Raw genomic sequence first — 20,114 nt, forward strand, 5'->3', positions numbered from 1 at the left:
CCTCCTTTTTTTGCTCCCTTTGCGGTCATTTTGCGGATTCGACAAATTCAAGGATGTCCGTAGGCTTTTCGAATTTGTACTTGGCGTCAATGTTCTCCTGATTAATGCAGCCCCACAGCGCAAGACCAAAGTCGATTCCCGCGTCTCTGGCGCACTTGTAATCATAGATGGTATCGCCGATATAGATCGATTTTTTGGGGTCGGCGCCCGAAATTTCGAGATATTTCAGCAGCGGCTCGGGATTCGGCTTGTGCTTGTTCGTATCGCTAGAGCATACCGTATACGCCATATAATCCGTAAGGCCGAACGGGATAAAATCGTCGATCACTTCCTGCGACGTCTTCGAGGTCACGACCCCGGCCGTCGCCTTTTTTAGCTTCAACCCCTCAAGCAGCTCGGCAACCCCGTCAAACACCTTCGCCGTATAAAAAAATTCTTGGATAAAATGATTCCACCGATCATGCGCCCGCTTCACATCCTCAATGCCCAATTGCGGCAGCGAATCCTTGCCGGGAAGGCCCAGCACGAAGGTAAGCTTCTCCCTCTCCACCACTCTGCCGTAGTCGGTTTCGAGCATAGTTTGCAGCCCTCTAATCACCGCTTCTTCCGTATCAATCAAAGTTCCGTCAATATCAAAAATGATGGAATTGTACATGCTCTTCTCCTCCGTGTCGTTATGTGTTTTTTACCAAAAAAGCCTTATGATATAGATAGATCATATTTTATGCGGTGAATGTGGTCAATGCCAAACTGAAGCCGGGGGCGCTCTTCATGAAGCAGGAGTTTATCACGCTGACGCATTGGAATAACGAGTACTGGAGAATGATCGGGCCGATCTACTGCGAAGCTTTCCCAAGCGGGGCTAAACCCGAGGGGCTGCTGAAAAATATGCTGGAAAAAGGCATCGCTGCCATGCATGTCCTGATGTGCGAGGGGGAGGCGGGGGCGATGGCAGTCACGGGACTGGCCGGGTCTGAACCGGATAAAAAGCTGATCATCGACTATATGGCTGTCCGGGCGGATCTGCGGGGTCAGGGAATCGGAAGAACGCTTCTCGGCAAAATCCGCGATTGGGCGGTCAAGGAGCACGGCATCTCGGCGATTATCATTGAGGTGGAAGCCGGAGATTCGCCCGAGCATGCCGAGCGATTTCATTTCTGGGAGCGCTGCGGCTTCATCAAGACCGCGTACGTCCATCAGTACATTTGGGTTCCCGAGCCGTATACGGCGATGCTGCTTCCGCTGAGCCCAGGTGTAACGGTTACGGATAATGGCCGCTCACTTTTCCGATATATCGAATCCTTTCACAAAAAAGCCTACCGCCAGCGGTAAGATAAAGGGCATTATCCGGACAAAAAGCAAGCCCTGCGGCTGCGCCGCAGAGCATTTAAGGTGAGAAGCGAATGATTTATGCTAATACCCTTTTGCGAGGGTAATTTTCTGAAATCCAGCGACGAAGAATGGATCTTCGTAAAGATCTTCTTCTGCCTTTCAGATAGTACATGGGTGAATCAACTACCTTTCGGAATTACACTAAAATGTTTTTCCAGCCGACAATTGATGCCTTCCACTTCCCACCTGCTTATCATTACCCCAAATATGGCTGATTGAAACCTCCATGCGCGTTCGTCCTGGCTCATAGATAGCCCAGCCTGCAACGATTTGGAAGGTGTGCCCTTCGTCCAATCATCTTAGGAATGGAAATTCCGTCCGTCGGTTACTTCCTGGACATAGCCTGCCCGGATGACGAAGTCGCCGAAATGCTCGCCGCTTTCCCGTTCCTTCGCATAACGGTTAAAGATTGGGCCGAGCGTCTCCAGAATCTCGGTCTCGCCGATGTTCTCCTTGTACATCTTGTTCAACCGGTTGCCGGCAAACCCGCCGCCCAAATACATATTGTATTTGCCCGGGGCCTTGCCGATGAACGAGAGCTCCGCCAGCATTGGGCGGGCGCAGCCGTTCGGGCAGCCGGTCATGCGGATGACGATATCGTCGTCGCGAAGTCCGGCTTCTTCCAGCATCGGCTCCAGCTTGTCCAGCAGCGTAGGCAAATAACGCTCGGATTCAGCCATGGCCAGGCCGCAGGTCGGAAGCGCCACGCAGGCCATCGAATTCCGGCGCAGCGCCGAATAATGAATGCCGTCGGTCAGACCATACTCCTCGATCAAGCTGGTGATTTTCTTCTTCTTGTGGCTGCTGATGCCGCCAATGATCAGGTTCTGGTTCGCGGTCAGACGGAAGTCCCCGGTGTGGACCTTCGCGATTTCCCGCAGGCCCGTCATCAGCGAATAACCTTCTTCATCCTTGATCCGGCCATTCTGGATAAAGAGCGTGAAATGCCACTTGCCGTCGCTTCCCTTAACCCAGCCATAGCGGTCGCCGTTATGGTCGAAATGGTAAGATCTGGCTTCCTGCAGCGCCCAGCCCAGACGCTCGGTCAGCTCGCCTTTGAACCAATCCAGCCCCCGGTCGTCGATCGTATACTTAGAGCGGGCGTGCTTACGGACGGCGCGGTCGCCGTAATCCCGCTGGATGGTCACCGTCTTCTCAGCAACATCAATAAGCTGCTCCGGCGTACAGAAGCCGATCACTTTAGCGACCTGCGGGTACGTCTTCGGATCGCCGTGGGACATGCCCATACCGCCGCCTACGCTTACGTTGAAGCCCGTAAGGCGGTCGTCTTCGATAATCGCGATAAAGCCCAGGTCCTGGGAGAACACATCCACATCATTGGATGGGGGAACGGCTATCCCGATCTTGAATTTGCGCGGCAGATAGACCGGTCCGTAAATTGGCTCCTGCTCGATGCCGTCGTCTTCGCTGCCCGCTACCTTCTCGCCGTCCAGCCAGATTTCATGGTACGCTCTTGTGCGCGGATCGAGATGATCGCTGACCTTGCGCGCCCACTCATAGACCTCGGAGTGGATCTCCGATTGGTACGGATTCGGGTTGCACATGACGTTGCGGTTCACGTCGCCGCAGGCGGCAAGCGTGCTCAGCAGCGACTCGTTCACTTCCTGAATCGTCTTTTTCAAATTCCATTTGATGACGCCATGCAGTTGAAAAGACTGCCGGGTGGTCAGGCGGATGGTACCGTTGCCGTACTTGTGAGAAATCCGGTCCATCATCAGCCACTGGTTCGGTGTGACCACGCCTCCCGCCGCGCGTACGCGCAGCATAAATTGATAGGCCGGCTCAAGCTTCGACTTGGCCCGCTCAGCCCGTAGATCTCGGTCGTCCTGCATATAGCTGCCGTGGTGCTTCATAAGACGGTTATCGTCCTCGGGAATGGAGCCTGTAATCGGATCTGCCAATGTCTCCTCGAGGCTTCCCCGCAAATAATTGCTTCTGCGCTTGATATCCTCCACATCGCTGTGGGGAGCGTCATGGGGCGGGTATTTATCGTTAAGTGCCATGGTGCTTTACTCCTCTCGGCGATTCTTTAGATACAGGGCTTAGTATACATCCCGTTGGTAGCGTTTCTGCTGCTGCATATGAGTCAAATATTCGGCGGCTGCTTCGGAGCTGAGTCCGCCTTCCTGCTCAAGAATCGTGGCAAGCGCGGTATGGACGTCATGCGCCATCCTCTTCTCGTCACCGCAGACATATACCGCCGCGCCCTCCTGCAGCCACTGATACAGTTCACCGGCTCGTTCCAGCATACGGTTCTGGACATAGATCTTCTTGTCGGTATCGCGGGAGAAAGCGACATCCATCCGTGTCAGCACGCCATCCTTGAGCCAGCGCTGCCATTCGACCTGATAAAGGAAATCCGTGGCAAAATACTGGTCGCCGTAGAACAGCCATGTCTTCCCTTCTGCTCCGGTCTCTTCCCGTTCTCCAAGAAAAGCGCGGAAAGGCGCAACGCCCGTTCCCGGACCGATCATAATGACCGGCGTTTCCGGATTCTCCGGCAGCTTGAAGTTCGAGTTGCTCTGGATAAAGACGGGCAGCTTGTCCCCCGGCTGTACCCGTTCCGCGAGCCCGACGGAGCACACGCCGTACCGGTCTCTTCCCTGGCTTTCATAGCGGACAGCGCGGACCGTGATATGCACCTCGTCCGGATAGGCTTCCGGGCTGCTGGAAATGGAATACAAGCGCGCGGGAATTTTCCGCAGGATTTTCACGAAATCGCCTGCCGGAATTCCCTTTAAAGCATAATCCTGCGCCAGATCGAGCAGGTCCCGGTCTTCGGCATATGCCCGAAGCTCCTGCTCATGGCCCGGGGCCAGCAGCTCCTTCAGTCCGCTCTCCGGCGCAAGTCCTGCCGCCTGCTCTAAGAGCGGCTTCGTTAGCACCGTGATCTCATAGTGGCGGAGCAGCGCTTCCCGAAGCGGAAGCTGCCCGCCGCTTTTGCCGACGGCTACCGATTCTTCCGGCCGCCAGCCCATGGCCTGAATCAGTTCCTCAACAAGCCTTGGATGATTCTCGGGAAAGATCCCGATACTGTCGCCTGGCTCGTATTTCAGGTTAGATCCCTCAAGAGACAACTCGATGTGGCGGGTTTCCCGCTCCGATCCCCGCCCGTTAAGGTTCAGATTCTCCAGTACCTCGGCGTAGAACGGATTGCTTCTGGAATATTCCGACTCAGCGGCGGTATCCGCAAGCAGCACGGCAGCGGCTCCGGCAGACTGAACAGCGGTTCCTTCACCTAACGCAGACAGGACATCCTTCATCCACTCCGCAGCCGGTTCGTTAAAATCCACGTCACAATCGACGCGCGGCACCAAGCGCTTGCCGCCCAGTTCCTCCAGACGTTTATCGAAATCCTTGCCCGTCTGGCAATAGAATTCATAAGACAAATCGCCCAGCGCAAGCACGGAATAACGCAGCGAAGACAGCTCCGGCGCCCGCTTGCTGTGCAGGAACTCATAGAAAGAAATGGCGTTATCCGGCGGTTCCCCTTCTCCGTGAGTGCTTACCAGGATAAGGAGATTCTCCACCTTTTTAAGACCATTTGGTTTGAAATCGCTCATTGCGGACAGGGTTACCTGGTATCCCGACTCTTCCAGCTTCGTGGCAAATTTCTTCGCCAGGCCGCGGGCATTGTCCGTCTGCGATCCGAAGAGCACGGTTACTTCCTGGGGCGCTGCACTCACCGGTGCAGGAGCCGCCTCTACGGCTGCCGGACCTACAGCAGCACCTGCCACAGGAGCAACAGCCGCCGCTCCGAGAGCCGTCAGATATCCGCTCAGCCATACCCTCTGCGACTCCGTAAGCGTTGGCAAAAGGCGGTTCAGCAGCTCCGCCTGCTCCTGACTAAACGGACTATTCGTAACATGAAGTTCCAACAATATCCACCCGCCTCATCTTTCATCATGTAAATTCCAAGTATCTTTATCTCAATTAATATATCCCTATTTAGAAGCTATCATAGTAGGGAAGAGAGGTCAATTATTATCATTTTATAGCTTTTATCAGTTATAGTTATAAAGGAACGGCTATCGTTCATGCAGAGAATTGGGGGTAATCCTTTTGCCGGCAAAAATAAAATGGTTAAAATCCGCTTACGTCCTGCTCGTTGCAGCGGTAATCCTGGGTCTGTTCCCTAAGTATTCCTATAATGACCCGGACACCTTCTGGCATATCGAGCTTGGGCGGTACATGCTTGAGCATCATACGGTGCTGCATCACGCGATACATACGTTTTACGGAGACAAGCTGCCTTATATCCCGCATGAATTCGGTTTTCAAATCGTCGCTGCCGGATTATACGAAGCATTTGGCTGGCCAGGCGTCTACCTGCTGACCGCGCTCTGTCTGTTCCTTCTGATCTGCGGACTGCTTCAAATGGCCAAAATATCGCGCAGGGAGCTGGGATTTAGGGAGGACCATCCTCTCATCCTGCCGTTTGTGCTGCTGATCTCCGTCTGGATCTACTACAACTATTTCAAGGGCAGACCGCAGATGATCTCCTCCTGGATGATCGTATGGTTCTTTGTCTATTTACGGAGATTCCAGATGCTGCCTGTGAAAAAATCCGCCGCTGCCCTGATCGCCCTTTCCTTCGGAATCGCCAATTTCCATGCGGGCGTCTGGCTCGTCATCGTCGTGTTTACAGGTATGGCCTTGCTCGAAGCCTGGATCGCCGGCAAGCTGGATAAGCGCCGCATTCTCGTCTTTGCCGGGGTCGTGATCGCCGGTCTTCCGAATCCGGGCGGCATCAAGAGCCTGCTGTACATTTTGACGGTAAGCAAGAATGATTTCAACATGCTGATTAACGAATGGCAGCCGATTGCGTTCGGCAAATGGGATACCTCGGCCATAACGCTGCTGCTGCTGTTTTTCGCCCTGACCCTGCCCTTTTCGCTGTACCGGAAACCGTTCCGGTTCTTTCTGATGCTGGGGATACTGTACCTGGGGGTATCGAACTTCAAGCAGAATTTGTTCATGTGGCTGTTCATTCCGTATTTTGCGGGGGCATTCTTTGAAGCCTTTCCCTGGATGCGGAAGATGGATATCCAGCTTAAGCCTCGTACGATTCGCGCTGCCTTGGCGGCGGGGCTGCTGGTCAACTGCATCATTAACTTCGCCGCTCCGCCGGCCGTGAATGCCCGGAGCTACCCTGTCGACGAAATGGCCTATATTCTAAAAAAACATGCGGGAACCGCACGTCCGAAGGTGCTGGCTCCTTACGGCTCGTCCGGTTATGTGATGTACCGCGGCGGCGATGTGCTGTGCGACGGCAGGCAGGACCCCTTTATTACAGATGAATCGCTCGGCGCATACGGCTGGACCGCGTTTGAACGGTCGATGTACGGCTTCTCCGATGTTTTGCCGGACATTGCAGATTACGACAAGCCCGAATACATCATCGTCCGCAGCACCGCCTCCTCCCGGCTGTTTGAAGGCTTCCGAAAGGCTTTTGGCGAGCCGGTCTATAGGGGGCGTTTCGGCAGCGTGTTCGCCTACCATGCTAAAACAAAAGGATGACCGCTCCGCCTTCTTTTTATCGGTCTGAAAAATGGGACGGCCTGGCACTTCTCCGTATGAGATAGCGCCAGGCCGTTTTTTTTGCTCATATACGGTTCGAATAGCTCTCTCTTCGGTGTTAATGGAGAACCGCTGACGTTAGATCAGCGCGATCGCAAGCAGAGTAAACAGGCTGAGGGTGATGATATCGCTACTAGAAAAACCATATCCATATCCATATCCATAAGGATAAGACGATGTTCTCACACAGCCTCTCTCGGGCTCCAGATAAACACAGTGTCTATCCACGTCTTTGATCACGCCTCTATACTCCCTGCCGTCTCTCGTCAGAACGCGAACCTTTCTTCCCTTGCATCTCATACAATTGTAATAGGCTTCCATTAGATCACTCCTCTCTTATACCTGTATAGTATGGCGGGCGAAGCATGCGGGAGACGGCTAACGTACAAGCGCGGCAGCTTTATGAGGAATTTCCGCAAATCTATTGCCTCTCACAAGGTGGAATGGTTTAGAGTTAAGTTACATTCCGGAATGTGAATAACGATACAAAGAGGAGTAATGCTAAAAATCGGCGATTTTTCCAAACTGACAAGGGTGTCCATTCGCATGCTAAGATACTATGACGAGATCGGGCTCCTGCCCCCTAAGGCGATTGACTAGAGCTCGGGATACCGCTATTATTCCGCCGGCCAGATTGAAACGGCCCACCGCATTAAGTCGCTTAGAGAAATGGGCTTCGGCTTTCCGGAAATCGGGGAATGGCTGAAGGAGAGCGGCAACACGCGGCGCTTGCTTGAATTATTGGACATACGGAAGCAGGAGATCGCGGAAACGATTGAACAAGAGAATTACAAACTGCATCGCGTTGGCCGAATGTTTGAACATTTAACCAAGGAGGATTCAACTACGGACTACACTATTGCATTAAAAAGCGTCCCTGCTTACCGGGTGCTCTCTCTCAGAGATATTATTCCGGCATATAACGCAGAAGGTGTTCTCTGGGAGGAAATCTCGCGTTTCGTGGCATTAAGCGGCGTCAAGATGCTCCAGCCCTGCTACGCGATCTACCACGATCAGGGGTATAAAGCGCAGGATGTGGATGTCGAGGTGACGCTGCATTTCGAGGGAGAGGCTCCCGAAACGGACCGCATTCGTGTAAAAGAGCTGGAAGCGGAGCCGCAAATGGCGGTCCTGTTCCACAGCGGCCCTTTTGATGAGATGAGCAAGGCCTATCATGCGCTGGGCGTGTGGATGTCGGAGAACGGTTATGACATGGCGGGCCGACCCTGGCGATCTATCATAAGGGTCCATGGTCGGAGAAGAATCCGGCGGATTATTTGACAGAGATCCAGGTTCCGGTGGCAAAAGGGGATTTGTTGTCGTTCGGCTCTACAGTAGGGTAAGTGAGTTGCCGTTTCCTGCTCTGACTGCGATTTCGAAGCGCGGTCCCCTTTAAGGAATTGGGGCGGCTGCTGAAGAAGCTTGCGGCAGATGTCAATTAAGCGGGACACCCGTTCACATTCAAGGCAAGGCGTTCGGCAGCGGGGATAGTTGGCTGGTGGGTTGGCTGATGGGTTGGCTGATGGGTTGCTGGTGGATTGGCTGGATGGTTGCTGATGGTTGGCTGGTGGATTGGCTGATGGGTTGGCTGGATGGTTGGCTGGATGGTTGGTTGCGGAGAATTCCTGCGTTCATACATCTTTTTCCATGAAAAATCATCCTCCAAAACCCATTCCTGCAATAGCGCAGGCATTTCACCTCCTATCTCCCCGTTGCGGCAACGCATACGCTGAAAGGCTGCACATTAGCAGCCTTTGCTTCTTCCCACGCGAAATTCATCGGAAGAACCTGCAGGTTTGCAGGAAACACCGCTTGTTCCGCCATAAGCAGACTGAAGAGACGAATCTGCCGTCCCTCGCCCCCTGCACGACGATGAATTACAATCATTTTGAGTGGAATACTTACCAACATGTGAATATGATCCGGCATGAAGTGGCCTTCGATAATCTCTACTCCTTTATATCCGCACAGTTGCTTTAGAATATCGCGAATACTTTCCTTGTATTGATTGTAGATTACCTTTCGTTGACTACACCACCCCCATAGCAGGTGGTTTTTTGTTTCGTACGCTTCGCGTACTCAATGGGCTTAAGCCCCAAAACAACGATCCCCGCTTGGCCGTGTGGCTGGGCGGGGATTTTTTGTTTATTGTGCTGCTTTAAAACGTACTCTTACCTTGTTATCGCGTATACACTTACTACAAAGTTGGCTGTTGCGTCATTTGGATTTGCAATATAAAGAGATCTGCTTTCATAAACATCTGTATACTTACCGTTAACTACGCCAGAAAAAATAGTTGGATCGCTGCCGCCGCTTACATCTTTCGCTACTTTGAAACTTATCGAATTTGGATTATCATTTCCAAAAGACGATACTTCCCATTGAAAATTGATTGTGTTGGCAGGAAGAGTTTCCGTTGAAAAGTTTCCGCTGGAACGGCTTGACTGGCCAGGTTGAGGGGTTGGTGATGAAGTAACGCTGGAAATAAGTATTTTGGTTGACATATAATTTCATCCCTTCATTTTTGTGATGTCTTACAAAAACATGTATATGGATAAATTTATAAAATATGACGATAGTTGTTATACTCTAAGAGCCCTGCCGATCCACTGCGCCATTCGGTAAGCGATCCGAAGCGTATCATCGTACCTATTTTGAACTAATGCTTGCCGCCGAAACGTTGTTGGCTGTTGCGCTCTTTGAATCGTTTTTTCCATGAAGCATTGATTTTTATGGTTGATGTGACAGTAAAATAATGAAAAGACCGTTTAAAGCCATTTCACGGGCGTTCGGCAGCGGGGATAGTTGGTTGTGTGGTTGGTTGCAGAGATTCCTTATTCTAACAAAAACAAGCGGATCATACCGGCAGAAACCGGTGTGTCCGCTTGTTGTATTTTTCACCATTTATTTAAAAAAACTAATAGTCATCAAGGCAAGCAATGTCTTAAGCAAACAACGTCTCGGCAATCAGGAACAAATTCAGCGAGACGACAATACCGGCAATAACCCAGCCGAGCACCGAAGTGATCCGGCGGTTGACCAGCCCGCCCATCAGCTTGCGGTCGCTGGTAAAGATAATAAGCGGAATCAGCGCAAACGCGATGCCGAAGGAGAGAATAACCTGGCTCATTACAAGCGCCCGGGTCGCATCGACGCCCGATAAGATAACAGCAAGGGGCGGAATGCTTGTAATCGCCCGGCGGAGATACAGATTGATTCTTTTATTGATGAACCCCTGCATAACGACATCGCCCGCCATAGTGCCGACAGAAGCGCTTGAGAGCCCCGCAATCAGCAGACCCAATCCGAAGGAAATGGCCGTAACCGGACCGACCAACTGGCCGAATTGATGAAAGGCTTCATCCAGGTCCTCAACAGCAAGCCCGTTCTTAAAAAAAGTCGCCGCTGATACGATCACCATAGCCATATTAACTGCGCCCGCAATGAACATGGCAACCAGGATGTCGATGAACTCCAGCTTGAAAATTCTTTTCTTCTCCGCATCGTTTCTGCCGACAATCCGGTTCTGGGTGAGTGAGGAATGCAGATAGATCGCATGCGGCATAACGGTCGCCCCGAGAATACCCGCCGCCAGCAGCACGCTGTCGACGCCTTGGAAGCTTGGCGTTACAATGCCATGAAACACTTCGCCCACAGCCGGTTTAGCCATGATAACCTGAAAAGCGAATGCCAGCACCACGATCAGAATCATGGAGGCGATTCCCGCTTCAAGAGAACGGTATCCCCTCCGCTGCAGCTCAAGTATGGCAAAAGAACCGACCGCCGTGATCAGCGCAGCGGGCAGCATGGGAATGTCGAACAGAAGATAAAGACCGAGCGCCGCTCCTAGAAATTCCGCCAGGTCGGTCGCCATAATGACCAGCTCGCTTTGTATCCATAAGAAGAAAGAGACTCTCTTGGGGAACCGGTCGCGCGCAACTTCCGGTAAATTACGTCCGGTCGCGATCCCAAGCTTCGCGGACAAGGACTGAATCAGAACGGCCATCAAGTTGGAGGCTGCAATAACCCAAAGCAGGAGGTAGCCGTACTTTGAGCCTGCCGTAATATTAGTGGCGAAGTTGCCGGGGTCGAGATACGCGACAGCCGCGATAAAGGCAGGTCCAAGGAATGGCAGAATTCTGCTGAGTCCTCTACCCTTTCCTTGTATAGCGGAACGTGCGGCGAGAAGATGTCTTTCGTTTTGCTGGGCCAAGCCCACAGTCTGAGTGCGTTCCATCATAAATCCTTTCCTCCCCGCCTAAAAAATTAGCCAAGCACATAAAAGTTTACCTTGTGCAACTTTTGGTATGATTATTATATTCTCCATTACTCCAATTGTAAACTTGCCCTCTGCTATTAAATCAAAAAAATACCCAAACTAAGGACCGGCGGGTCTGCCGGACTGTTTGGATATCAAGAGTGGAATGATTAAGAGTATGTTTAGCGTTACAGTATCGTCAGCGCGCTTCGCCTTTCAAATCCCAGACATAGACAGAGGCCGCGAGCAGAAGCCCGATGAAGGAAAACAGCGACCCGAACCAGGGCAGAGCCCCCAACCCAATATGCGTGATAATGAATCCTCCGAAAAAGGCGCCAAAAGCGTTGCCTAAATTCAGCGCGGAATGATTTGTAGTCGAAGCCAGTGCCGGAGCGTCCTTCGCAAGCGTCATAATCCGGATCTGAAGACCGGGCAGGACTCCGAAAGCTCCAACCCCCCACAAAAATATAGTGGCGACCGCGAGCGCCGGAACATGAACCGAATACGCGAAAAATGCCAGAATAGCGGCCAGAAACGTGAAGCTCCCCAGCATTACGGGCATAAGCTTCCAATCGGCGAGCCTGCCTCCTATGATATTCCCCGTCGTTACGCCGAATCCGAACAGCACAAGAATCAAGGCGACGCTGCTCTCCGAGAACCCCGAGATGTCCTCCAGCAGCGGCGTAATATAAGTGAAGACGGTGAACAAACTGCTGCATCCCAGCGCTCCCGTCAGCAGAACCAGCAGCAGCTTCGGCTGAATGAGGGCGCGAAGCTGGCGCGTAAGGCTTGACGTCTCCTCCGCCTTAATTACGGGCACCAGCAGCAGAATGCCGGCAAGCGACAGCACGCCCATCACGGCAACAACTCCGAACGACGCCCGCCAGCCCAGATGTTGGCCGATAAACGTCCCGATTGGGACGCCAATAATATTCGCTACAGTGAGACCGGCCATCATAATCGAGACCGCCGCCGCGCGCCGCCCCGGCTTCACAAGACTTGCCGCAATTACGGAGCCGACGCCGAAAAAAGTGCCGTGAGCCAAAGCGGTAAACAACCTTGCTCCCATCAGCACGTTATAGTTCGGCGCAATCGCCGCAATGCCGTTGCCCAAGGTGAAGAAGATCATCAGCAGACAGAGCAGCTGTTTCTGCGGCAGCCTATGGGTCAGCATCGCCAGAATCGGGGCTCCGATGGCCACGCCCAGCGCATAGCTCGTAATCAGCTGGCCTGCCGAGGAGATCGACACATGAAGATCCTCGGCTACATTAGGCAGGATGCCCATAATTACGAATTCGGTCATTCCAATGGCAAAAGCGCCGAGCGTTAAAGACAACAGTGCCAAAGGAAAGCGCTCCTTGGCTTCGGCTCGGGTATTCGTGGTATATGAAGTTTCCAATGCTTTTATTCTCCTTTGCCCGTTCTGGTATTGCCCGGAAAAATATAAGTTCGGTCGCCGCTTTGTTCCACCGTGACAGGCGCTTCAAAAAACCGGCCGAGCGTCTCTTCGTTCAGCATGTGTGACGTTGTGCCGGAATCGAATACCCGGCCTTTCCTGAAGAGCAGCGTGTGGCTGAAGACGGGCAGAATTTCCTCCGTATGATGAGTGACATAAATGAGCGATGGCGCTTTTTCACTCAAGGTCAGCTCTTCAATGCTCTCCAGCAGCCGTTCCCGGGCGAACAAATCGAGGCCGTTGCACGGCTCGTCCAGGATCAGAATTCTCGGCTCGGCCATCAGGGCGCGGGCGATCAGCACCTTCTGCTTCTCTCCCTGTGAACAAGTACGGTACTCGCGGTCCCACAAATGCCCGCAGCCGAGCTTTTCCATCAATGCCCGGGCCCGCTCGTAATCCTCCTCCGGCGCATTGGCGTACAGTCCGATCGAGGCATGCTTTCCGCTGATCACGACAAGCTGCGTCCGGTCTGATCCGTGCAGCTTCTCTTGAAGGGAAGAGCTGACCCAGCCGATGGACTTGCGGAGCTCCCGCAGATCAATCTCGCCGAACCGCTCGCCGAGCACATAAATTTCCCCTTCGGTCGGCCAGATGTAACCGTTGATCATGTTCAGCAGCGTCGTTTTGCCGGAACCGTTCAGTCCCATCAGCGCCCAATGCTGCCCCTGTTCAATGCTCCAGTTTACCTGGTCCAGCAGCGTCTGCGTCCCCCTTTTCCACGAGACATTGCTTACTTTCAAAATGCTGTCCATTCCCCTTAACCTCTTTTCTATTCCCGAGATGATCACCTCTGCACTAACGTATTGTAAACAATTCGATGTAAAAATGTCATTGTGAAAATTGCTCAATTCATCTGCAAATATTGCGATCATGCTATAATGAGACGGGGAGTGAACGCTAATGAAATTGAAAGTTGTGACGGAGAACATCGAGCTGTGCAGATTGGAAGAGCATTACGAAGAAGCTCCCCATGTTCATCATAACTGGGTACAGCTGACCTTCGCCATCCGCGGCGGCTCCTCCGACATTAGCCGTGGCACATCCGGGTTGATTCCGGAAGGCGAAGGAATCATTCACCAGCCGATGCAGAAGCATCAAATCCGTGTGGATGAAGGAAACCGCGCAATCGTGATCAAAGTACGCCCTTCGCTGTGGGAGACTTTGCAGGTTAAGGAAGCAGACTGCATCGCTGTGGAGCAGGTCATCAATCCCCAGGAATTGAACGCGGAGTTCAACCGTTGGATTTCCCCGTTATTTTTGACTGATGGGGATGACCGGTACTGGCGGAGTCTTACGGAGACCAATGTGCTGCAATATCTTACACGAAATCTGAAAAGAAGGGCCTGTCCGGAAACGAATCCTCCGTGTCTTTCGGAACTTTCCAGTACGGGAGATCCATACATGGATCATGTGTTCGAATACATACGCAGCTCTTATACATCGCCTATTAGCATTGATTTATTGTCGTCTATGGCTCTCCAGAGCCGATATCATTTTATCCGCTCCTTCAAAGCGGCGACCGAATTCACGCCTTATCAGTACATTCTTCGTCTGCGGATCGAGCGCGCCAAGTATGAGCTCGAATATACCGAAGCTACGATTTCCGCCATCAGCGCGGGCCTCGGCTTTGCTTCAGCCAGCCAATTTTATCGCGCATTCGTCAAAATTACCGGGATGGCTCCGGAACAATACCGCCAGGGACGATAGATGGGCTGAATCGGCTGACGGCGGGACTCAGCTTCCAGGCGGCCCCCTTTCACACCCCTTTCACCCCCTCACAAACCCAAAGAGGAGCGGCCCGCAGTCATGAACGGGGGCCGCTCCTCTTGTTTACTGTACATGTAGTTCCCGGATTAACATGATTACCGGTTCAATCGGTAGCCCCCGTGAAACACGGGGCCGACATATTCATTGAAGGCATAGCCTGCGCGGATCGCCGCCGTAACGAAATCCTTCGCCTTGGCGACGGCTTCACGTGTGCTCAGGCCGGTTGCGAGTCCTGCCGTGATAGCGGCGGCGAAGGTGCAGCCCGCACCGTGATTGTGCGCCGGCTCGATTTTATCCGTCTCGAATACCGTATACCCGGCACCGTCATAGTACAGGTCCACTGCCTTGTCTCCGCCAAGCGCCTTTCCGCCCTTGATCACTACCGTCTTCGCCCCCTGGCGCTGAATAATTGCGGCGGCCTCCTTCATTTCGTCCAGCGTTGTAATCTTGCCGATGCCGGACAGCACTCCCGCCTCGAACAGGTTCGGCGTAATGACCGTAGCGAGCGGCAGCAGCAGCTCACGGATCGCCTCGGCGCTCTCGGGATTCAGCACTTCGTCCTCGCCTTTACAGACCATGACGGGATCAATGACCACATTTCCCTGACGGTTGCTCTTTATGGCCTGCTCTGCGACCCGGACAATCTCCGGGCTACCCAGCATACCCGTCTTCAGGGCGTCTACCGGTCCGCCGGCAAAGACCGTCTTGAGTTGCTCCGCGACCAACTCGGCACTGACAGGATACACATGATGATGCCAGCCGTTATCCGGGTCCATCGTCACGATCGTTGTCAGCGCGCTAAACCCATAGGTTCCATATTCCTGAAAGGTCTTCAGATCCGCCTGGATTCCCGCGCCGCCGCTTGAATCGCTCCCGGCAATAGTTAATGTCTTCACTATTTTGCTCAATGCCAACTACCCCTTCTGCTTTTTGGTGTTGTTTTGTTACTCTCCCGAGAAGCTGGTTTCTTTCATAATAACATCATGCGCGCCGCCCTCAACGAGACTGGTTGCGGAGACAAGGGTAATTCTCGCGTTCCGCTGCAATTCATCGATCGATTTCGCGCCGCAGTTGGACATCGTCGACTTGATCTTGCTGATCGTCTTATCCAGATTCTCTTTGAGGCTTCCCGCGTAAGGAACGTAAGAATCGACGCCTTCTTCAAAAACCAGCCCCGACTTTCCGCCCGTGTCATATCTCTGCCAGTTCCGTGCCCGGTTGGAGCCTTCGCCCCAGAACTCTTTGACAAAGTTATTTCCGACTTTCAGCTTCTTCGTCGGGCTCTCGTCGAACCGGGCGAAATACCGGCCCATCATGACAAAATCAGCTCCCATGGCAAGCGCAAGCGTAAGGTGATAATCGTGAACGATTCCTCCGTCCGAACAGATCGGCACGTATATGCCCGTTTCTTGATAATACTGCTCCCTTGCCTCCGCAACCTCGATAAGCGACGACGCCTGTCCTCTGCCGATTCCCTTCTGCTCGCGCGTGATGCATATCGATCCGCCGCCGATCCCCACCTTCACAAAGTCGGCCCCGGATTCAACGAGATACAGGAAGCCTTCCTTGTCTACGACGTTCCCGGCTCCGATCTTGACATTGAAATTCTCTTTGACGTAAGCGATGGTGTCGCGCTGCCATTCCGTATACCCGTCCGACGCGTCGATCACCAAGATGTCGGCGCCCGCTTCTACGAGGAGCGGCACACGCTCTTCATAGTCCTTTGTGTTGATGCCAGCCCCGACGATATAGCTTTTATTGCTGTCCATCAGGGCCAGCGGGTTTTCTTTGTGAGCGTCGTAATCTTTGCGGAATACAAGGCTTTCCAGCCGCTGCTCCCCGTCCACGATCGGCAGACAGTTCAGCTTGTGCTCCCAGATCATGTCATTGGCTTCGGGAAGGTTAATTCCGGACTTTCCAACAATCAGGGAAGAGAACGGCGTCATGAATTCCCTTACCCGTTTGTCCAGCGGATCACGGCTGATTCTGTAATCCCGGCCGGTTACGATTCCCAGCAGCTTGCCTGTCGGCGAACCGTCATCGGTAACGGCGATCGTGGAATGTCCCGTCTCCTCTTTCAGTTCAAGCACATCTTTCAAGGTATGATCCGGGGTCAAATTGGAGCGGCTGATTACAAACCCGGACTTATACTCCTTTACTTTACGGACCATGGCCGCCTGGTCTTCCGGGGATTGAGAACCGAAAATGAACGAAATGCCTCCGCAGCGGGCCAATGCAATCGCCATTTGATCATCGGAGACGGACTGCATAACCGCCGACGAGAACGGAATATTCAAGGTAATGTCCGGCTGCTCGCCCCTTTTAAATTTGGTGATCGGTGTTTTCAGATCCACGTTTGCAGGGGTACAATCCTTTGTCGTCAAGTTTGGGATCAACAGAAATTCGCTGAACGTCCGGGAAGGTTCCGGGTAATAGTAGGCCACCTTTTTTTCCACTCCTTGTCTAAAAATTCCTCACATCATAACGTCAACTAATCCATTTGTCAATGCAAAATGTGTGAGCGTACCCCAGTACGCAAAAAAAGCACGGACTCCCGGATAATCTCTAAGGAGCCGTGCTTGGCAAGATTATGGCCGACATCTTCCATTCGGAATTGCCGGCCTTCCTATCATTTACTCGGCTTATGAGCCGGCAAGCTTGTTGATCGTGCTGGCGCAGTACGCGCCGCCGTAGCCGTTGTCGATGTTGACCACGCTGACTCCGCTGGCGCAGCTGTTCAGCATGGACAGCAGCGCCGACAGCCCGCCGAAATTGGCCCCGTAGCCGATGCTCGTCGGGACGGCGATGACGGGCTTGTCGGTGAGGCCGCCCATGACGCTGGCCAGCGCGCCTTCCATCCCGGCGACAACCACGACGACCTTGGCTCCCCGGATCACGCCCAGCCTGTCGAACAGCCGGTGAATCCCGGCAACCCCCACGTCGGTGATCTTCTCTACACGGTTCCCGAGGATGAGAGCCGTTTCGACGGCTTCCTCAACGACCGGGAGATCGGAGGTTCCCGCCGAGACAATCGCGATGTAACTGTCGGTCAGCTCCACCGGTCTGCGGCGGACGGTGATCGTTCGCCCGATCGGATTGTACTCCGCTTCGGGACAGATGGCCTTTACCGCTTCATACATCTCAGCGCTTGCCCGGGTGCCCAGAATGTTGTTGTCTCTTGTGAGCATGTATTCGACGATTTGCCGCACCTGTTCCACCGTCTTCCCGGCGCAGTAGATGACCTCCGGCGCGCCGGTTCTGACTTCCCGGTGATTATCGATCAGCGCGAAGCCGAGGTCTTTGAAAGGCAGCTCCTTAAGATCTTCCAGGGCTTCTTCCACTTTGGTCTCGCCATTTTGTACGGAGATAAGCAGCTTCCGAAGCGCTTCATTGTCCATGCAGCTTCACCCCGTGATGCCGATTGCGGCGTTCAGGCTGCCCGTCCGGTAACCCGCCAGGTCAAGGGAGACATAGCGGAAGCCGAATTCCTTCAGCTTTTCTGAGATCCGGTCCATAAGCTCCTCGTCGAACAGCCGACTGCGGTCGCTCCGGTCCACTTCGATGCGGGCCAGATCGTCGTGGCAGCGGACCCGGATGGCGCGGAAGCCAAGGTCCATCAAATATTTTTCCGCCCGTTCGATCTTCTCGAAATCCTCTATGCGCAGTTCACTGTCATACGGGATACGCGTTAACAGGCAGGCATACGGCGGCTTGTCCCAAGTGGGCAGCCCCAGCTCCCGGGACAGGCTGCGGATTTCCGCCTTGGTCAGCTTACAGTCGAGCAGCGGGCTCTTGACTCCGAGCTCGGCGAGCGCCTTCAGCCCCGGCCGGTAGTCATGGATGTCGTCAAAGTTAGTGCCGTCGATAACATAGCGGTACCCGCCCTTCCCGGCCAGTTCCTTGATCATGCTGAACACTGCGGTTTTGCACAGGTAGCAGCGGTTATCAGGGTTATATCTGATTTCGTCAATTAAGGGAGCCTCGATAATCTCGTAATCCACGCCGAGCTCCCGTACAAGCTCCTTGGCCTCTTCGATTTCCCATTTGGGAATGTAAGGGGAAAGAATCGTGACGGCCTTCAGCCGGTCGCCTAGCGCTTCCTTGGCCGCCCGCAGCAGGAAGGTGCTGTCCACCCCGCCGGAAAAAGCAAGCACCACCCGGTCAAGCTGCTTCAAATAATCGAGGAGGGCCTCATATTTCGGGTTGTGATTCATTCAATTTCACCTCATAACCAGTATATATTTCACGGTAAATCTTCGAGATCGGGACGCCGTTTGCCAGCGCCAGCCTTTTACAGTCTTCGTATTCCGGCTTGTATTTGACAAGCTTTCCTTCATAATAGGAGTTTTTGATCGTCACCTCGCCGTACCGGGTGCTGTGCTTGACGAAGCTGCGCTCCAGCATGGCTTTGCCAACCGGAAGTTTGCGTACGCCGAGGGAAGTCGTCTCCTTGAAAATAACCTCCAGCACGTCCTTCTCCCGCTTCGCGCCGACGAGCACGCTCAGCTTGACGGCGGGGCGGCCTTTTTTCATAATGATGGGAGTCTTGAACACATCGGAAGCGCCATGGGCAAAAAGCTGCTCCTCCACGTAGCCGTACAACTCGGGGTTCATATCGTCAATGTTCGTTTCCAGCAAAATCGGTCCGGCTGCGGCGCTCTCCTTCTTTTCCTCCATCCGGCCCAGGTAAACCCTTAGCACGTTAGGGATCTCCAGATCCCGGTTGCCGAGTCCATAACCGACCGCTTCCATCACGAAATCGGGCTTGTCGGTAAATTCATCTACGACTGCGGCCAGAATCGCGGCTCCCGTAGGTGTCGTCGTCTCGAACGGGACGAGACCGGCCTTCACCGGAATGCCTTTCAGAATCTCGACGGTCGCTGGCGCAGGCACCGGAATCAGCCCGTGCGCACAGCGGACAAAGCCGCCGCCCACCTGAACCGGAGAAGCCAGGATTTTGTCCACTTGAAGGTAATCGAGGCAGATGGCGGCTCCAACGATATCCACAATGGAGTCCACCGCGCCCACCTCATGAAAATGGACCTCCTCCAGCGGCTTGCCGTGAACCTTTGCTTCCGCGAGGGCAACCTGCATGAAGATTTTCATGCTGAGCTCCTTTACCCGGTCCGGCAGTAAACTGGCCCCGATGATCCGCTCGATATCCCCGATATTGCGGTGATGATGGCCGTGAGGGTGATCGCGGTTACTGTCATGCTTATGGGGATAGCCTTGCTCATGGTGATGATTCTGCCCCTGGATTTGAGTTTGCTCATGGGCGTGATTGTGCGCGTGTACAGGCTCGTGTCCGTGCGCATGGTTATGTTCGTGTCCGTAAACATGTTCATGCTCGTATTCATGGCTATGTTCGTGTTCATGATTATGTTCATGTCCGTGCGTATGTCCAGACCCTTGCTGCGGAACAAGATGATCTCCTGTCAGCCGAACATTTACTTTGATGCCGCTAATTCCCTTTTTGAGCGCTTTGGCGATGGTAACTTCAAACTCCCCGTTCAGGTTCAGCTTGGCGATCTCCCGAAGGAAGTAATCGGCATCTACTCCGGCATCAAGAAGCGCGCCCAGGTTCATATCTCCGCTGATGCCCGCAAAACAATCGTAATAGAGAATGTTCACCGGTTTACT

General features: G+C 53.4%; 18 protein-coding genes and 2 pseudogenes. 5 read left to right on the forward strand and 15 right to left on the reverse strand.

What is annotated here, in order from left to right; all coding sequences use genetic code 11:
- Positions 1-25 precede the first annotated feature (25 nt).
- Entirely contained in the window at positions 26-655 is a 630-nt protein-coding gene (locus VK70_RS10320; RefSeq protein ID WP_025694019.1) for an HAD family hydrolase, read from the reverse strand.
- Positions 656-771: 116 nt separating this feature from the next.
- On the opposite strand from VK70_RS10320, the gene VK70_RS10325 reads away from it, so the two are divergent.
- Positions 772-1,332, forward strand: coding sequence for a GNAT family N-acetyltransferase (locus VK70_RS10325; protein ID WP_025694018.1), 561 nt, complete (start codon positions 772-774; stop codon positions 1,330-1,332).
- Positions 1,333-1,691: 359 nt separating this feature from the next.
- Here the strand turns inward: VK70_RS10325 and cysI are convergent, their stop codons facing one another.
- Positions 1,692-3,416 carry an assimilatory sulfite reductase (NADPH) hemoprotein subunit gene (cysI, locus tag VK70_RS10330; RefSeq protein ID WP_025694017.1) on the reverse strand — a complete coding sequence of 575 codons (1,725 nt, stop codon included), beginning with the start codon at positions 3,414-3,416 and terminating at the stop codon, positions 1,692-1,694.
- A 39-nt stretch (positions 3,417-3,455) separates the two neighbouring features.
- On the reverse strand, positions 3,456-5,291 hold the full coding sequence (locus VK70_RS10335; protein WP_046724194.1) for an assimilatory sulfite reductase (NADPH) flavoprotein subunit: 1,836 nt from the start codon (positions 5,289-5,291) through the stop codon (positions 3,456-3,458).
- Between the two features lie 184 nt (positions 5,292-5,475).
- Here VK70_RS10335 and VK70_RS10340 point away from each other — a divergent pair, with 184 nt between their 5' ends.
- Positions 5,476-6,933 carry a hypothetical protein gene (locus tag VK70_RS10340; protein ID WP_025698761.1) on the forward strand — a complete coding sequence of 486 codons (1,458 nt, stop codon included), beginning with the start codon at positions 5,476-5,478 and terminating at the stop codon, positions 6,931-6,933.
- A 138-nt stretch (positions 6,934-7,071) separates the two neighbouring features.
- Here VK70_RS10340 and VK70_RS10345 read toward each other — a convergent pair whose 3' ends face one another.
- Positions 7,072-7,314 (reverse strand): LSM domain-containing protein, encoded by a 243-nt coding sequence (locus tag VK70_RS10345; protein ID WP_025698759.1) that lies wholly within the window; start codon positions 7,312-7,314, stop codon positions 7,072-7,074.
- A gap of 177 nt (positions 7,315-7,491) precedes the next feature.
- On the opposite strand from VK70_RS10345, the pseudogene VK70_RS29335 reads away from it, so the two are divergent.
- Positions 7,492-7,692, forward strand: a pseudogene (locus VK70_RS29335) (MerR family transcriptional regulator); the annotation flags it as partial.
- 114 nt (positions 7,693-7,806) lie between these two features.
- A complete protein-coding gene (locus VK70_RS10350) occupies positions 7,807-8,274 on the forward strand; it encodes a GyrI-like domain-containing protein (protein ID WP_324607998.1) in 468 nt (155 codons plus the stop codon).
- 157 nt (positions 8,275-8,431) lie between these two features.
- Here VK70_RS10350 and VK70_RS27830 read toward each other — a convergent pair whose 3' ends face one another.
- From VK70_RS27830 to VK70_RS10375, 6 genes and pseudogenes are all read right to left on the reverse strand, one after another.
- Positions 8,432-8,686, reverse strand: a complete 255-nt coding sequence (locus VK70_RS27830) for a hypothetical protein (RefSeq protein ID WP_025698757.1) — start codon at positions 8,684-8,686, stop codon at positions 8,432-8,434.
- A 185-nt stretch (positions 8,687-8,871) separates the two neighbouring features.
- Positions 8,872-9,048: pseudogene (locus VK70_RS27180) on the reverse strand (transposase); the annotation flags it as partial.
- Positions 9,049-9,164: 116 nt separating this feature from the next.
- Complete coding sequence (locus VK70_RS27185) at positions 9,165-9,497, reverse strand: hypothetical protein (protein WP_081754983.1); 333 nt, start codon at positions 9,495-9,497, stop codon at positions 9,165-9,167.
- Positions 9,498-9,937: 440 nt separating this feature from the next.
- A complete protein-coding gene (locus VK70_RS10365) occupies positions 9,938-11,233 on the reverse strand; it encodes an Nramp family divalent metal transporter (RefSeq protein WP_025698753.1) in 1,296 nt (431 codons plus the stop codon).
- A gap of 217 nt (positions 11,234-11,450) precedes the next feature.
- Complete coding sequence (locus VK70_RS10370; protein ID WP_046723243.1) at positions 11,451-12,650, reverse strand: MFS transporter; 1,200 nt, start codon at positions 12,648-12,650, stop codon at positions 11,451-11,453.
- A gap of 5 nt (positions 12,651-12,655) precedes the next feature.
- A complete protein-coding gene (locus tag VK70_RS10375) occupies positions 12,656-13,459 on the reverse strand; it encodes an ABC transporter ATP-binding protein (RefSeq protein WP_025694922.1) in 804 nt (267 codons plus the stop codon).
- Between the two features lie 148 nt (positions 13,460-13,607).
- Between VK70_RS10375 and VK70_RS26445 the strand changes: the two genes are divergently transcribed.
- Positions 13,608-14,414, forward strand: coding sequence for a helix-turn-helix domain-containing protein (locus VK70_RS26445; RefSeq protein WP_025694921.1), 807 nt, complete (start codon positions 13,608-13,610; stop codon positions 14,412-14,414).
- 155 nt (positions 14,415-14,569) lie between these two features.
- Here VK70_RS26445 and thiD read toward each other — a convergent pair whose 3' ends face one another.
- The 5 genes from thiD to larC form a co-directional block, all read right to left on the reverse strand.
- Positions 14,570-15,382: a bifunctional hydroxymethylpyrimidine kinase/phosphomethylpyrimidine kinase gene (gene thiD / locus VK70_RS10385; protein ID WP_046723245.1), complete on the reverse strand. Its 813-nt coding sequence runs from the start codon at positions 15,380-15,382 to the stop codon at positions 14,570-14,572.
- 36 nt (positions 15,383-15,418) lie between these two features.
- Positions 15,419-16,918 (reverse strand): IMP dehydrogenase, encoded by a 1,500-nt coding sequence (locus tag VK70_RS10390; RefSeq protein WP_025696991.1) that lies wholly within the window; start codon positions 16,916-16,918, stop codon positions 15,419-15,421.
- A gap of 198 nt (positions 16,919-17,116) precedes the next feature.
- Positions 17,117-17,872, reverse strand: coding sequence for a nickel pincer cofactor biosynthesis protein LarB (gene larB / locus VK70_RS10395; RefSeq protein WP_046723247.1), 756 nt, complete (start codon positions 17,870-17,872; stop codon positions 17,117-17,119).
- Between the two features lie 6 nt (positions 17,873-17,878).
- Positions 17,879-18,688, reverse strand: a complete 810-nt coding sequence (larE, locus tag VK70_RS10400) for an ATP-dependent sacrificial sulfur transferase LarE (protein WP_025698360.1) — start codon at positions 18,686-18,688, stop codon at positions 17,879-17,881.
- On the reverse strand, positions 18,666-20,105 hold the full coding sequence (gene larC, locus VK70_RS10405) for a nickel pincer cofactor biosynthesis protein LarC (RefSeq protein WP_025698358.1): 1,440 nt from the start codon (positions 20,103-20,105) through the stop codon (positions 18,666-18,668). The genes larE and larC overlap by 23 nt, the downstream gene beginning before the upstream one ends.
- Positions 20,106-20,114: the final 9 nt, after the last annotated feature.

The organism is Paenibacillus durus ATCC 35681, from assembly GCF_000993825.1.
Lineage (GTDB): Bacteria > Bacillota > Bacilli > Paenibacillales > Paenibacillaceae > Paenibacillus_AQ > Paenibacillus_AQ durus_B.